At 73.9% G+C, this 12,108-nt stretch carries 11 protein-coding genes and 1 tRNA gene; 10 read left to right on the forward strand and 2 right to left on the reverse strand.

Going from position 1 to position 12,108, the window contains the following annotated elements:
* The first annotated feature begins 11 nt into the window (after window positions 1-11).
* On the forward strand, window positions 12-1,430 hold the full coding sequence (locus tag AC3EQ1_RS20570; RefSeq protein WP_432095847.1) for an MFS transporter: 1,419 nt from the start codon (window positions 12-14) through the stop codon (window positions 1,428-1,430).
* A 103-nt stretch (window positions 1,431-1,533) separates the two neighbouring features.
* Here AC3EQ1_RS20570 and AC3EQ1_RS20575 read toward each other — a convergent pair whose 3' ends face one another.
* Window positions 1,534-2,532, reverse strand: coding sequence for a bifunctional lysylphosphatidylglycerol flippase/synthetase MprF (locus AC3EQ1_RS20575; protein WP_432095807.1), 999 nt, complete (start codon window positions 2,530-2,532; stop codon window positions 1,534-1,536).
* 241 nt (window positions 2,533-2,773) lie between these two features.
* Between AC3EQ1_RS20575 and AC3EQ1_RS20580 the strand changes: the two genes are divergently transcribed.
* The 8 genes from AC3EQ1_RS20580 (at window position 2,774) to AC3EQ1_RS20615 (ending at window position 10,267) form a co-directional block, all read left to right on the forward strand.
* Window positions 2,774-4,459, forward strand: a complete 1,686-nt coding sequence (locus AC3EQ1_RS20580; protein ID WP_432095808.1) for an aldehyde dehydrogenase family protein — start codon at window positions 2,774-2,776, stop codon at window positions 4,457-4,459.
* Between the two features lie 195 nt (window positions 4,460-4,654).
* On the forward strand, window positions 4,655-5,788 hold the full coding sequence (locus AC3EQ1_RS20585; protein ID WP_432095809.1) for an acyl-CoA dehydrogenase: 1,134 nt from the start codon (window positions 4,655-4,657) through the stop codon (window positions 5,786-5,788).
* A gap of 9 nt (window positions 5,789-5,797) precedes the next feature.
* Window positions 5,798-7,132, forward strand: a complete 1,335-nt coding sequence (locus AC3EQ1_RS20590) for an aspartate aminotransferase family protein (protein WP_432095810.1) — start codon at window positions 5,798-5,800, stop codon at window positions 7,130-7,132.
* Between the two features lie 4 nt (window positions 7,133-7,136).
* Window positions 7,137-7,646: a type II toxin-antitoxin system RatA family toxin gene (locus AC3EQ1_RS20595; protein WP_432095811.1), complete on the forward strand. Its 510-nt coding sequence runs from the start codon at window positions 7,137-7,139 to the stop codon at window positions 7,644-7,646.
* The gene (locus tag AC3EQ1_RS20600; protein WP_432095812.1) at window positions 7,646-8,140 is read left to right on the forward strand and encodes a hypothetical protein; all 495 of its coding nucleotides are present in this window, start codon (window positions 7,646-7,648) and stop codon (window positions 8,138-8,140) included. Before AC3EQ1_RS20595 ends, AC3EQ1_RS20600 begins: the two co-directional genes overlap by 1 nt.
* A gap of 73 nt (window positions 8,141-8,213) precedes the next feature.
* Window positions 8,214-8,453: an acyl carrier protein gene (locus tag AC3EQ1_RS20605; RefSeq protein WP_351513536.1), complete on the forward strand. Its 240-nt coding sequence runs from the start codon at window positions 8,214-8,216 to the stop codon at window positions 8,451-8,453.
* Window positions 8,453-9,691, forward strand: a complete 1,239-nt coding sequence (locus AC3EQ1_RS20610; RefSeq protein WP_432095813.1) for a beta-ketoacyl-[acyl-carrier-protein] synthase family protein — start codon at window positions 8,453-8,455, stop codon at window positions 9,689-9,691. The genes AC3EQ1_RS20605 and AC3EQ1_RS20610 overlap by 1 nt, the downstream gene beginning before the upstream one ends.
* Window positions 9,692-9,778: 87 nt before the next feature.
* Complete coding sequence (locus AC3EQ1_RS20615) at window positions 9,779-10,267, forward strand: SRPBCC family protein (protein WP_432095814.1); 489 nt, start codon at window positions 9,779-9,781, stop codon at window positions 10,265-10,267.
* 295 nt (window positions 10,268-10,562) lie between these two features.
* Here the strand turns inward: AC3EQ1_RS20615 and AC3EQ1_RS20620 are convergent, their stop codons facing one another.
* On the reverse strand, window positions 10,563-11,765 hold the full coding sequence (locus AC3EQ1_RS20620) for a GDSL-type esterase/lipase family protein (RefSeq protein WP_432095815.1): 1,203 nt from the start codon (window positions 11,763-11,765) through the stop codon (window positions 10,563-10,565).
* Between the two features lie 199 nt (window positions 11,766-11,964).
* Here AC3EQ1_RS20620 and AC3EQ1_RS20625 point away from each other — a divergent pair.
* Window positions 11,965-12,051, forward strand: a tRNA-Ser gene (locus AC3EQ1_RS20625).
* Window positions 12,052-12,108: the final 57 nt, after the last annotated feature.

Here is a 12,108-nt window from a genome sequence, read left to right on the forward strand (position 1 = left end):
GAGCTGAGGACGTGCCGTTCGCGGAACCGTCCGGCGACGGCGGACCGGAGCCCGCTGACCGACCCGCCCCGGAGTCCGCGGGCCGGTCCTGGGTCCCGCTGCTCACGGTCTGCACCGGCTACTTCATGGTGATCCTGGACGTGACGATCATCAACGTCGCCGTGCCGGTCATCGGCCGCGAGCTGTCGGCCTCCCTCACCGCGGTCCAGTGGATCACCAACGGGTACACCATGGTCTTCGCCGGACTGCTGCTGACCGGTGGCGCGCTGGGCGACCGGCTGGGGAACCGGCGGATCTTCTGCGCCGGTGTCGTGGTGTTCACCGTGGCCTCGGCCGGGTGCGCCCTGGCCCCGGACACCCCGGCCCTGGTGACGGCCCGGCTGGTGGAGGGGGTCGGCGCGGCGCTGATCGTGCCCGGTTCGCTGGCGCTGCTCCAGCAGGCCTACCCGGCAACCGCGGTGCGCGCGCGGGCCTTCGGGCTCTGGGGCTCGCTGGCGGGCATCGCGGCCTCCGCCGGACCGCTGCTGGGCGGGCTGCTCGTCTCGACGGTGGGCTGGCGCTGGGTGTTCTTCATCAACCTGCCCGTCGGCGTCGCCTGCCTCCTGCTGACCCTCCGTCACCTCGGCCGTTCACCCCGGCACGCCGGCCGGCCCGTGGACTGGCCGGCGCAGTGCGCGGTCGTGGCCGCCGTGGCCCTGCTCACCGCCGCGCTCAACGAGGCCGGACGGCGCGGCTGGACCGATCCGGCGGTCCTCGGCGCGCTGGGTCTGGCCGTGGCGGCCGCCGCGGCTTTCGCGGTGCGTGAGCGGCTGGCCCGCTCTCCCGTCCTCCCGCTGGGGCTGCTGCGCTCGCGCGCGATGAGCGGCGGGGCCGTCATCGGCCTGCTGTTCAACTTCGGCTTCTACGGCATGGTGTTCACCGCCAGCCTCGACTTCCAGCACCAGCGCGGCTACAGCGCCCTGGGCGCCGGGGCGGCGCTGTTCCCCGCGGTGGCGATGACCATGTTCGCCTCCGTCCTGTCCGGCCGGCTGAGCCGCCGCACCGGGGACCGCCCGCTGGTCGTCTCCGGCATGCTGCTGGCCGCCCTCGGGCTGGCCGGCTGGGCCGCCGCCGGAGCCGACCCCGGCTATCCGCTGCTGGTGGCACCGATGATGGCCGTGGGGTTCGGCACCTCCTTCGCCCTCACCGGCTCGACCTCCACCGTGATGGGCGCGGCACCCGCCGGATACGCGGGCAGTGCCGCCGGCCTGTTCAACACCGCCCGCCAGATCGGCAGCGCCACCGGCGTGGCCCTCGGCGGCACCTTCCTCGCCACGGCCGCGGATTACGCCGCCGGGCTGCGGGTGAGTGTGGCCGTCGGGGCCCTCGCCTATCTGAGCGCCGCGGCGCTCGCGTGGCGCTGCGTGCCGCCGAAGGCCGAAGGCGCGTGAACGGTGAACACTGCGCCGGCCACCGCCGTATCACCGGGGGAGGGGCGCTGCCGGGAAGCCCTTACCACCGGAACGCCCCTGACAGGCACGCCCCGCGCCACGGTCAGACGGACTTGGTGACCCGGAGGATCTGCCAGATCGCGGGCAGCCCGGCCCGGCCGTGGAAGGCCAGATATTCCGGGAGGACGAGGTCGGGCCCCCACTTCTCCTTGTAGGCCAGCTGACTGGCGGCGGGGTAGACCTTGTCGCCGCGCTCGGCCATCAGGCGCATGAAGCGGGTGGTCATCCGGCTGGCCCCGGGCACCTCGTGCTCGGGGGAGAGGCCGACGAACGGCGTGAAGCCGAAGTGCAGCCACTCGGCACCCTCGCCGCGGAAGGTATCCATGGCGTGCAGGTTGATGGCCTCCATCACACCCGGCGGGGCCGTCGCCCGGCGGCGGCTGAGGTCGTGCAGCCAGCCGGGCCGCGAACCGTGGGCGGGGGCGTAGGAGATGTAGCCGATCGGGGCGCCGTCCAGCCGGCCGAGCAGCAGCCTGCGGTGCCGCTGGGCCGGGCCGCCGCACTCCCCGACCAGGAACTCGATCTCCTTCACGTGCCGGCCCTTGGCCTGCAGCCACTCCCGGTCGATGGCGGCGATCTCGTCGCGGTGCCCGTCGTAGGGGACCTCGGTCACCTCCAGGCCGCTCCGCCGCGCCTTGGAGATCTTGTTGCGCAGCTTCATGAACCGGCTGCCGCGCAGGGTGTGGTCCGGCAGCCGCACGGCGTACGAGGAGCCGACCTGGTTCACGGTGAAGCCGCACCGGGCGTACAGCTCGGCGTCGGAGCGCTGGAGCTGCACGGCCACCACCTTGCGGCGTGCCGCCCGCGCGAAGCCGAGGAAGGCGCCGAGCAGGCGCTCCCGGTCGGCCTCGGGCGCGAAGACGCCGCCGAACTGGATCAGGAACCGGCCGGCCTCGCGGTAGGCGACCACCCCGGAGGAGGACGGGTCGGTGAAGTAGGCGTTGCCGGCGTTCAGGGCCAGGAAGGCGCTGGGGTTGTCGGCGCTCTCCCGGAGGGCGTCGGCCACCCCGTCCGGGTCGATCCTCCGGTTGACCGTGGTCATCCGCTTCCCCCTGTCGTCGTGAGCCGCCGGCGGAACGTGCCGGGCGCCATGCTCCGGGAGGGCGCTCTGATCGGTCTGACACGGCCGTCTCAGGGGCGTCTCCGCCGATTGTCAGGTCCGGCTGTGACAGTCGTCGGCGAGCGCATCACATTGGGACATTCCTCCCGTCCGCGAGGGCGGGGACGGGGAGCGGAGGATCTGCGTGTGCAGTGCCCGTACGGCGCCGGAGGCGTCGCATCTCATGGAGGACGCAGCCGGAGGCACGGCGGGCGGCAGCCGGCTGCTGACCTACGCCTCGCTCGTCGACGGCAAGAGCGTCCCGAGTGACCAGTGGGTCTATGTCGTCGACTCGGACGCGCTGCTGGAGGACGCCTTCGCCAGCCTGACGCTCAAGCGGAAGCTGGAGAGCGGCCGGCTGGCCCCGGAGGACCTCCCCGGCGACAACATCGTCGGCCGGGTCGCGCGAGCGGACCGGGAGACCGTGCTGCAGGCCGTCGAGGCCGCGGCCCGCGCGACCGGCGAGTGGAACGCGTTCCCGCTGGACGAGCGGCTGGACCGGTTCGGCGCCCTGCTGCACCGGCGGCTGACCGAGAAGGCCGACCGCACCATCGAGATCCTGCTGCGGGAGGGCCACCCGCTGGCGCTGGCCCGCTGGCAGGTCTCCGGGGCCCTGGAGTGCTTCGGGCCCGAGTCGCTCGCCTTCTACCGCAGCCAGATGCTGCGCGAGACCCGGCACGGGGAGCGGCGCCTCTCCGTGCGCCGCCGGCCGGACGGCGTGGTCTGCCTCAACCCGCCGCAGAACGCCCCGCTGTCCAGCGCCCTGCTCGGCGTCACCGCGATGATGGCGGGCAACTCCCTCGTCGTCCGGGCCCCGCGCAGCGCCCCGCTCGGCGTGATGTACGTCCTTCACGAGGTCGTCGCCCCCGTGCTGGAGGAGCTCGGCGCGCCCGGCGGCACCCTGAACGTGGTCTGCGGCGACCCGGCCCCGGTGCTGTCCGCCTGGCTGGACAGCCCGCTCGTCGACGACGTCATGTACTTCGGCAGCAGCGAGGCCGGCATCCGCTTCCAGAACCGCTGCGTCGCGGCCGGCAAGAAGCCGATCCTCGAACTGGCGGGCAACGACGCGGTGGTGGTCTGGAAGGACGCCGACCTGGACCTCGCCGCCGAAGCGCTGACCGAGAGCTTCTACGGCTCCGGCCAGCTGTGCATGATCCCCAACCAGGTGCTGGCCCACCCGGACATCGCGGGCGACCTGGTGGCGCTGCTCGCCGAGAAGGCGCTGCAGATCCGGGGCGGTTCGGTCCGGGAGGAGGACGTGCTGCTCACCCCGGTGCTGCGCAACGAGAAGTTCTTCTCCTGCCTGGACGACGCCCTCGCCGGCGGTGCCGAACTGGTCTGCGGCGGCCACGCTATGCAGGCCGACGGCACCCGGGACGTCGCCGGCATCTTCCTGGAGCCGACGGTGGTGCTGGTCCGGGGGATGGAGGGGGCCCGCGGGATCCAGGCGGTGCGCCACGAGACGTTCTTCCCGCTGCTGCCGGTGATCGCGGCCGACCCGGCCCCGGAGGCCGTGCTGCTCGACCGGTTCGTGGACTTCGTCAACAGCAACCCGTACGGGCTGCGCAACTCGGTGTGGGCCCGGGACCCGGAGGTGGTGGACCACTTCGTCACCCGGATCACCCAGGGCGGTCTGCTCAAGGTGAACGACTCCCACATCGGCTTCCTGCCGGGCCTGCCCACGCACGGCGGCACCGGGCTGACCGGCGGGGTGTACGGCGAGGCCAACTACCCGATCCTGCGCACCTCGCACATCCAGGGCGTGAGCGTCTCCGACGGTTCCGTCCGCCCCCGGGAGGCCGTCTTCGGCGCCTGGCGGGCGATGCGGGGAGAGGGGCCGGAGCCGGCGGGCGGGACGGCGCGCGACTGACCGCGCGGGGCTCACTCCCGAGCGAGCCCCGCGACGGCACCCGCTTTCGCGACGGCACCCGCTTCCGCGACGGCCACCGCTTCCGCAGCGGCACCCGCTTCCGTGCCGGCCACCGCCCGCGACGGCACCCGCCACCGCCCCCACCCGGCCGGTGCGACCTGAAAGACGCAGAGAACGACAGAGAGCAGAGAGACCATGCGCCCACTCGAAGCGGCACGCGTGACCTGTGAATCGTTCCTCCCGGGGCTGCTCGACCGCCTCGCCGGCCTGTCGCTGGCGGAGCTGGAGACCCCCCGGAGCCCGGCCATCGGCCTCTTCCGCGAGTGCGGCGGACCCGCGCTGGTGATCCCGAAGTCCTACGGCGGGCTCGGCGCCGACCCGCTGCAGGCGATGGCCGTGACCCGGGCCCTCGGCTCCCGCGCCCCGTCCCTGTCGGTGGCGACCACCATGCACCACTTCTCCGTGGCCACCCTGTTCAGCCTCGCCGACAGCGTGCAGAGCAGCGGCATGGAGTGGGCGCTGCTCGAAGGAGTGGCGGAACAACGGCTCCTGGTGGCCTCCGGGTTCGCGGAGGGCCGGCCGGGGCAGGGCATCCTGTCGCCGACCATGTCCGCCCGGAAGGCCGAGGGCGGCTACCTCATCAACGGCGCCAAGAAGCCGTGCAGCCTGTCCCGATCCATGGACCTGCTCACCGCCAGTGTCGCGCTGCCCGCCGACGACGGCGGCACCCAGTCGGCGGTGCTCCTCATCCCCCGGGACACCGAGGGGCTCACCGTCCACCCGTTCTGGGCGAGCCAGGCGCTGGCGGGCGCGGAGAGCGACGAGGTCCGGCTGACCGACGTCTTCGTGGACGAGCAGCTGCTGATGCCCAACACCGCCGAGCCGGGCGAGCTGGACGACCTCCAGACCGTCGGCCTCATCTGGTTCGAACTGCTCATCTCCAGCTGCTACCTGGGGATGGTCAGCGGACTCGTCGAGCGGGCCGTGGACGGGCGGCGGGGCAGCGAGTCGGACCGGGCCCGGGCGCTGGTCCGGCTGGAGACCGCCGCCCAGCTCCTGGAGGGCGTGGCCCGGCGGGTGCGGGACGGCGAGACCGGCAACGAGGCCCTGGCCCACGCGCTGACCGCCCGGTACGCGGCGCAGGACGCCCTGGCCGACGCCCGTGACCAGGCCGTGGAACTGCTGGGCGGCACCGCGTACATGGGCGCCTCCGACATCGCGGTGCTCGCCGCCGCCTCCCACGGGATCGGCTTCCACCCGCCGTCCCGGTCCGCCTTCACCGGCCCGTACCTGGAGCACGTGGCGGGCGAACCGCTGCGGCTGGCCTGAGGAGACTTCATGACGACCACACCCACCGCCCCCGGCGCCGTCCCCGCACCCGGCACCGCGGCAGGCAACCCCTACCGGGGCCCCGGCCGCGAGGAACTCGGCCGGATGGTCCGGGAGCACATGAACCGGGGCCGGGCCACCCTCGGCGAGATGTTCGGCGGCCATGTCGAAGTGGCCTCCCAGGGCGCCTGGGTCACCACGGCCGAGGGGGAGCGCTTCCTCAACTGCGGCGGCTACGGCGTCTTCCTGATGGGCTCCCGGCACCCCACGGTGCTCCGGCACGTCACCGAACAGCTGGCGACCCACCCCATCGCCACCCGGGTCTTCCTGGAGCCGCAGGCGGCGCTGGCCGCCGAGGCGCTGATCTCCGTCGCCCCGGCCGGGCTCTCGCGGGTCCACTTCGCCGGATCGGGCGCCGAGGCCGCCGAGACCGCGCTCAAGCTCGCCCGCACCAAGGGCCGGCACCGGCTGGTCGCCACGGTGAACGGCTACCACGGCAAGACCGCCGGCGCGCTCAGCCTCACCGGCAACGAGGTCTTCCGCACCCCCTTCCAGCCGCTGCTGCCGGGCACCACGCATGTGCCGTTCGGTGACGCGGCGGCGCTGGAGGCGATACTGGCGCAGATGCCCGGCGAGGCCTGTGTCTTCGTGGAGCCGGTGCAGGGCGAGGCCGGGGTGGTCATCCCGCCGGCGGGCTATCTGCGCGCGGTGCGGGAGGCCTGCGACCGGCACGGGGCGCTGCTCGTCCTGGACGAGGTCCAGACCGGTCTGGGCCGGCTCGGCAGCTGGTGGGGGGCGGACGCCGAGGGCGTCACCCCCGACATCATGCTCGTCGGCAAGGGGCTCAGCGGCGGTGTCGTCCCGGTCTCGGCCGTGGTGGCGACCCGGGAGGCGTTCTCGGTCTTCGACCGCGACCCCTACCTGCACACCTCCACCTTCTCCGGCGCCCCGCTCGCCATGGCCGCCGCCCGCGGCGCCATCGCGGCGATCAAGGAGGAGGACCTGGTCGGGCGCGCCCGGGAGCTCGGCGAGGAACTGCTGCCGCAGATCCGCCGGATCGCCGTGGCGCACTACGGGGACGCCGTCCGCGAGGTGCGCGGCCGGGGCCTGCTGCTGGGCATCGAGTTCGCCGAGCCGGGACCGGCCGGCGACCTGCTCATTGAGCTGATCGCCAACGGGGTGATCGCCAACCACTCCCTCAACTCCCACCTCGTCCTCCGCCTGACGCCGCCCGCGATCCTCGACCGCGGCGATCTGGACTTCCTCTACGAGGCGTTCGACCGGGCGTGCCGCGCGCAGGCGCTCCGATACTCATCCACCGCGTCCACCGCAGGAAGCAGCTGAGACCATGCGTACCGCAGAAGTTCTTCTCCGTATCGACGGCGTCGACCCCGCCGCCGCGTTCGACCGCATCCACGACTTCGCCCGCTACCCGGAATTCACCGACGTGGTCCGGAGCGTGACCGTCCACGAGATCTCGCCGGAGGAGGAGACCAGCGAGTGGAAGGTCTACTTCCGTAACGGCATCCTCGGCTGGACCGAGGCCGACCGCTTCGACCGGGAGTCGCTGGTCATCTCCTTCGAGCAGATCGACGGCGACTTCGCGGAGTTCTCCGGCAGCTGGCGGATCAGCGCCGACGGGCCGAACACCCTGGTCGCCTTCTCCGCCGACTTCGACTTCGGCATCCCCAGCCTCGCCGGCATCCTGGACCCGGTGGCCCAGCGGGTCTTCAAGGAGACCATCGCCCGCGTGATCATCGGCCTCTTCGGCGGGGCGACCGTCCTGGGCGACGAGACGGTGGCGCGGGCCGTCGCGGCGGCGGGCGGGCCCGCCCCGAGCACCCCGGCGCTGCGCTGATGGACGCGAAGAACCTCTTCGAGACGCCCACCACCTCCCGGCTGATCCGCCTGGAGTACGGGCTCGGCCTGGTGGTGGCGGCCGTCCTGTTCTTCACCCACCTCGACGATGTCCGCTGGCTGCCGGCGGCCGGGCTGTTCCTCTACATCGACCTGATCGGCTACCTGCCCGGCGCGGTCGCCCATCACCGCAGCCCCGACGGGCGGATCCCCAAGGTCTACTTCGTCCTCTACAACGTGATGCACAGCCTGGTCACCCAGGGCCTGGTCGTGCTCGCCTGGATCTGGCTGTTCGGCGCCGAGTGGGCGCTGCTGGCCGTCCCGATCCACCTCTTCGGGGACCGCGCGCTGTTCGGCAACTATCTGAAGCCGTTCGCGCTGCGCTTCGAGCCCGAGATCCACCCGGCGTACGCCGCCTTCCGCGAGCGCTACGAGCGGTCCGGACCCGAGGCGGCCCCCGCCCCGGCGCCCGGCGGCGTGCCCGCCGCCGGCTGACCGCGCGGCCGCACCCTTTCCCACCCCACCGGCCCCACCGGGCCGCTCACCCCGAACGCGAGGGAAGCCCGTCATGAGTGACGTCTACGACCGTCTGATCAAGCTGCTGGCAGAAGGATTCGGGCTGGAGCCGGACGAGCTGAAGCCCGAGGACACCTTCGGCCACCTGGAGATGGACTCGCTCGCCCTGGTCGAGCTGACCGTCGCCGCCGAGGAGGAGTTCGGGGTCACGCTCACCGAGACGGAGGTCGGCCCCGACTCCACCCTGGCCCGGGCCGCCCAGGTGATCGAGCAGAAGGCGGGAGCCGTCTGATGGGCGGACGGGCCGAGCGGTTCGACGCGGCGATCACCGGGCTCGGCATGGTGACCCCGGCCGGGGTCGGCACCGCCGCGTCCTGGGAGCGCATCCGGGAGGGGGCCGGCACGGCCGCCGTCACGGTGCCCGAACTCGCCGGTATCGCGGCCGACTTCGCGTGCCGGGTGCAGGGGTTCGATCCGGCCGCCGTCCTCGGCAGGCGCCGCGTCCTGCAGTTCGACCGCTCCAGCCAGCTCGCGCTGGCCGCCGCCCTGGAGGCGGTGGCCGACTCCGGCCTCGACCCGGAGAGCTGGGACGGCGCCCGGGTCGGCGTGGTGCTCGGCAACGGCATCGGCGGCGCGCAGACCTGGGAGACCCAGCACCGGCGGCTGCTCGACTCCGGGCCGCGCCGGGTCTCGCCCCGGCTCATCCCGATGCTGTCGGCCAACATGACGGCCGGGTACGTCTCGATGGAGTTCGGCGCCAGGGGCCCGTCGCTGGTGACGGCGACGGCCTGCGCCTCGGGCACGACCGCCATCGGGACGGCGCGCGACCTGCTGCGCTCCGGCGCCTGCGACGTGGTGATCACCGGGGGCGCGGAGGCGCCTCTGACGCCCTCGCTGGTCGCCGGGTTCAGCCAGATGGGAGCGCTCTCCCGGCGCAGCGACGACATCCGGGCCGCCTCCCGCCCCTTCGACGCCGGCCGGGACGGCTTCGTGGCCGCCGAGGGCGCCGCCGTCCTGGTGCTGGAGCGGGCCGCCGACGCCCGTGCCCGCGGGGCCCGGATCCGGGCCATGGTCAGCGGCTTCGGAGCCTCCGCGGACGCCTACCACGCGACGGCCCCGGACCCGGAGTGCACGGGCGCCGCACTCGCGCTGCGGGCGGCCCTGGCGGACGCGGGCGTCGGCCCGGACGAGGTGGACCACGTCAACGCGCACGGCACCGCGACCGTCATCAACGACGCCACCGAGGCGCGGCTGATCCGGGAGGTGCTGGGCGACCGGGCGCTGGTCACCTCGGTCAAGGGCGTGACGGGCCACTCGCTCTCGGCCGCCGGGGCGATCGAGGCGGCGGTGGCGGCGCTCACCCTGGAGGAGTCCTTCGTCCCGCCGACGGCCAACCTGGAGGTCCCGGACCCCGGGATCGAGCTGGACGTGGTGGCCAAGGAGGGCCGGGAGACCCCGGTCGAGGTGGTCGTCAGCAACTCCTTCGGGTTCGGCGGGCAGAACGCGGTACTGTTGCTCACCCGTTCCTGATGCGTACATGACCTATGCGCCGTGCCGGTGCGCGGTGTCCGCCCGTCACCCGATGAACCGACGTGTGTCCGAACCCGAGGGGAGCCGATGAGTCCGGTGGAACGCCGCTGGGAGATCGAGGAGAGCGTCTTCGTCGAGGCGGCTCCCGAGACGGTGTACGCGGCCATCGCCGACGTGCGGTCGATGGGGCGCTGGAGCCCGGAGTGCGTCGCGGTCCGCGGGGTACCGCCCGGCCCCGCCCCGGCCGGCGCCCGGTTCATCGGCTTCAACCGCAAGGGCCCGTTCTTCTGGTTCACCGACTGCCGGGTCACCAGCGCCGAGCCGGGCGCCGCGTTCGCCTTCCGGGTCGGCACCTTCGGACTCCCGGTGGCCCTCTGGGGCTACCGGTTCACCCCGGAGGCGGACGGCACCCGGGTGACCGAGCACTGGCGGGACCTGCGCACCGGCCGGCGCGGCGGCGTCGCCCAACTGCTCGGCAGGATCTTCACCGGCACCCGCCCGGACCAGCGCCACCTCGCCAACCGGGTGCAGATGCGGGCGACCCTGGAGCGGTTGAAGCAGGAACTGGAGCGGTAGGTCCGGTTGTTCGGACCGGGCGCGAATCGGGAGCGGTGCCGGGCACCGCTCCCGGGAGGTGCCGGGCACCACGAAGCCCGGTCCGGTCCGAACGACCGGCTTTGGGGCGGCGCGCCCCGACCTGAACGACCGGCCCTGGGACGGCGCGCCCCGGTCCGACGACGGGGGCACGTCCGGGCGCAGGTCCCGGGACGTGCCCCCGCCTCTTCGGGTTCGGGTCACGTCCCGACTGCTTCGGGTCAGGGGGCCACGTCCCGCCCCGTCCGCCGCCGCGCACCCCGCCCGTCCGCGTACGTCACCTCGGCGCCGTGTGCCCCCGTCTCCGGGGCGCCCCGCAGGGCCGGCCGGTGATGCCGCCCGCCGGTCCGCCTCCCGGCCGGCCCGCCCGTCCGCCGACCACCCGGCCCGCGGACGGCGGTCCGGAGCCGGCCGCCGGACGGAGGCGTGCGCCGAGGGCCCGGACCACCGCCGCCGCCATCACGGCGTGACCCCGGCTGTTCGGCACCAGACCGGTGGCGCCCCACACCCCGGCGCCGGCCGACGAGCGACCGGCCGACAGGTCGACATGGAGCGCTCCGTGTCGTTGCGTCAGGGTGCGCGAGCGCTCGGTCTGGGCGCGCTGCCGGGCCCGCAGCACCTCCGCGTCCACTTCACGCCCCCCGGGTGAGCGCGTCAGGTCGAAGGGCTCCACCACCAGTACGTCGTAGCCGCGTTCGCGCAACGGGGCGATGATGCGCACCAGCTCCGTCCGGAAGGCGTCGGCGTCGAAGGCCGGGTGCAGCAGGTCGTGGCCGGCCACCTGGAGCACCGCCAGATCCCCGCCGAAGGCCAGGGCCTCGGGGAGCTGCCGGGAGCGCACATGGGTGGCCCGCCGCCCCCGCCCGCCGAGCAGGTTCAGGCAGGCCAGGCCCGGTTCCACCCCGCGCAGGGCGTCCGTGACCCGGTCGTACCAGGGTGCGTCCTCGTGGCCGTCGGCTGCCCGGGCCCTGCGCCGTTCCCTTCCGCCGTCGCCGAGCACCACCACCCGGCGCCAGCGCGCCCCGGCCAGCAGCCGTGCCGCCTCGCCGTCGCTCAAGGAGTGGGGGTCGGTCTCCGCGTCGGCCGCGATCCCGGTCTCCAGGTGCTCGGCGTGCTCGGAGTCCCCGGTGCCCGCTGCGTTCCCGGCACGGGCCGTTCGTGCGTCCCGCGCACCGTTCGCCGTTCCGGCACCGGTCGTTCGTGCGTCCCGCGCACCGTTCGCCGTTCCGGCACCGGTCGTTCGTGCGTCCCGCGCACCGTTCGCCGTCCCGGCACGGGCCGTTCGTGCGTCCCGCGCCCGGCCGGTGTCCCCGGCACGGGCCGTTCCCGCGTCGCGTCCACCGTCCGCGTTCCCGGCACCGGCAGGCCCTGCGGACCGTGCACGGCCCGCGTTCCCGGTACCGGCTGTGGTTCCCGCGTGCTCTGCGCTGTCGGCACTGCCGTTCTCCTCGTTCGCTGCGGGCAGGGGCTGTTCGGGCATCGGGCCTCTCCTTTCCTCGAAAGGTCCCCGGCTTCTCGCCGGACCGGCCACCTGTGGCGGCGCTCACCCTCTCGGACGCAGTTTCGGCTGTTCCGGGTGTGATGCGCGCGTCTCAGGTGCGTATCAGTGGAATGTCAGAGGCGGGCGGCAGAATCACTGCCACCGGCACAACGGGTCGATACGGCCCGGCCCGCCGTGGGGAGAGGTACCCGAAGCGGCCCAACGGGGTTCCGGGGAAACCCGGATCGGGTGCAAGCCCTCGCAGGTTCGAATCCTGCCCTCTCCGCGCCGGGGTCCCTGGCCGTGCCAGGGACCCCCGCGGCCCTCTTCCGCCGCCGCCAAG

It is taken from the genome of Streptomyces sp. bgisy100, assembly GCF_057709105.1.

Coding starts and splice junctions, on each gene's coding strand:
- AC3EQ1_RS20575 (WP_432095807.1), bottom strand. CDS start 2,532: ATGACCACGGTCAACCGGAGGATCGACCCGGACGGGGTGGCCGACGCC.
- AC3EQ1_RS20580 (WP_432095808.1), top strand. CDS start 2,774: ATGGAGGACGCAGCCGGAGGCACGGCGGGCGGCAGCCGGCTGCTGACC.
- AC3EQ1_RS20585 (WP_432095809.1), top strand. CDS start 4,655: ATGCGCCCACTCGAAGCGGCACGCGTGACCTGTGAATCGTTCCTCCCG.
- AC3EQ1_RS20590 (WP_432095810.1), top strand. CDS start 5,798: ATGACGACCACACCCACCGCCCCCGGCGCCGTCCCCGCACCCGGCACC.
- AC3EQ1_RS20595 (WP_432095811.1), top strand. CDS start 7,137: ATGCGTACCGCAGAAGTTCTTCTCCGTATCGACGGCGTCGACCCCGCC.
- AC3EQ1_RS20600 (WP_432095812.1), top strand. CDS start 7,646: ATGGACGCGAAGAACCTCTTCGAGACGCCCACCACCTCCCGGCTGATC.
- AC3EQ1_RS20605 (WP_351513536.1), top strand. CDS start 8,214: ATGAGTGACGTCTACGACCGTCTGATCAAGCTGCTGGCAGAAGGATTC.
- AC3EQ1_RS20610 (WP_432095813.1), top strand. CDS start 8,453: ATGGGCGGACGGGCCGAGCGGTTCGACGCGGCGATCACCGGGCTCGGC.
- AC3EQ1_RS20615 (WP_432095814.1), top strand. CDS start 9,779: ATGAGTCCGGTGGAACGCCGCTGGGAGATCGAGGAGAGCGTCTTCGTC.
- AC3EQ1_RS20620 (WP_432095815.1), bottom strand. CDS start 11,765: ATGCCCGAACAGCCCCTGCCCGCAGCGAACGAGGAGAACGGCAGTGCC.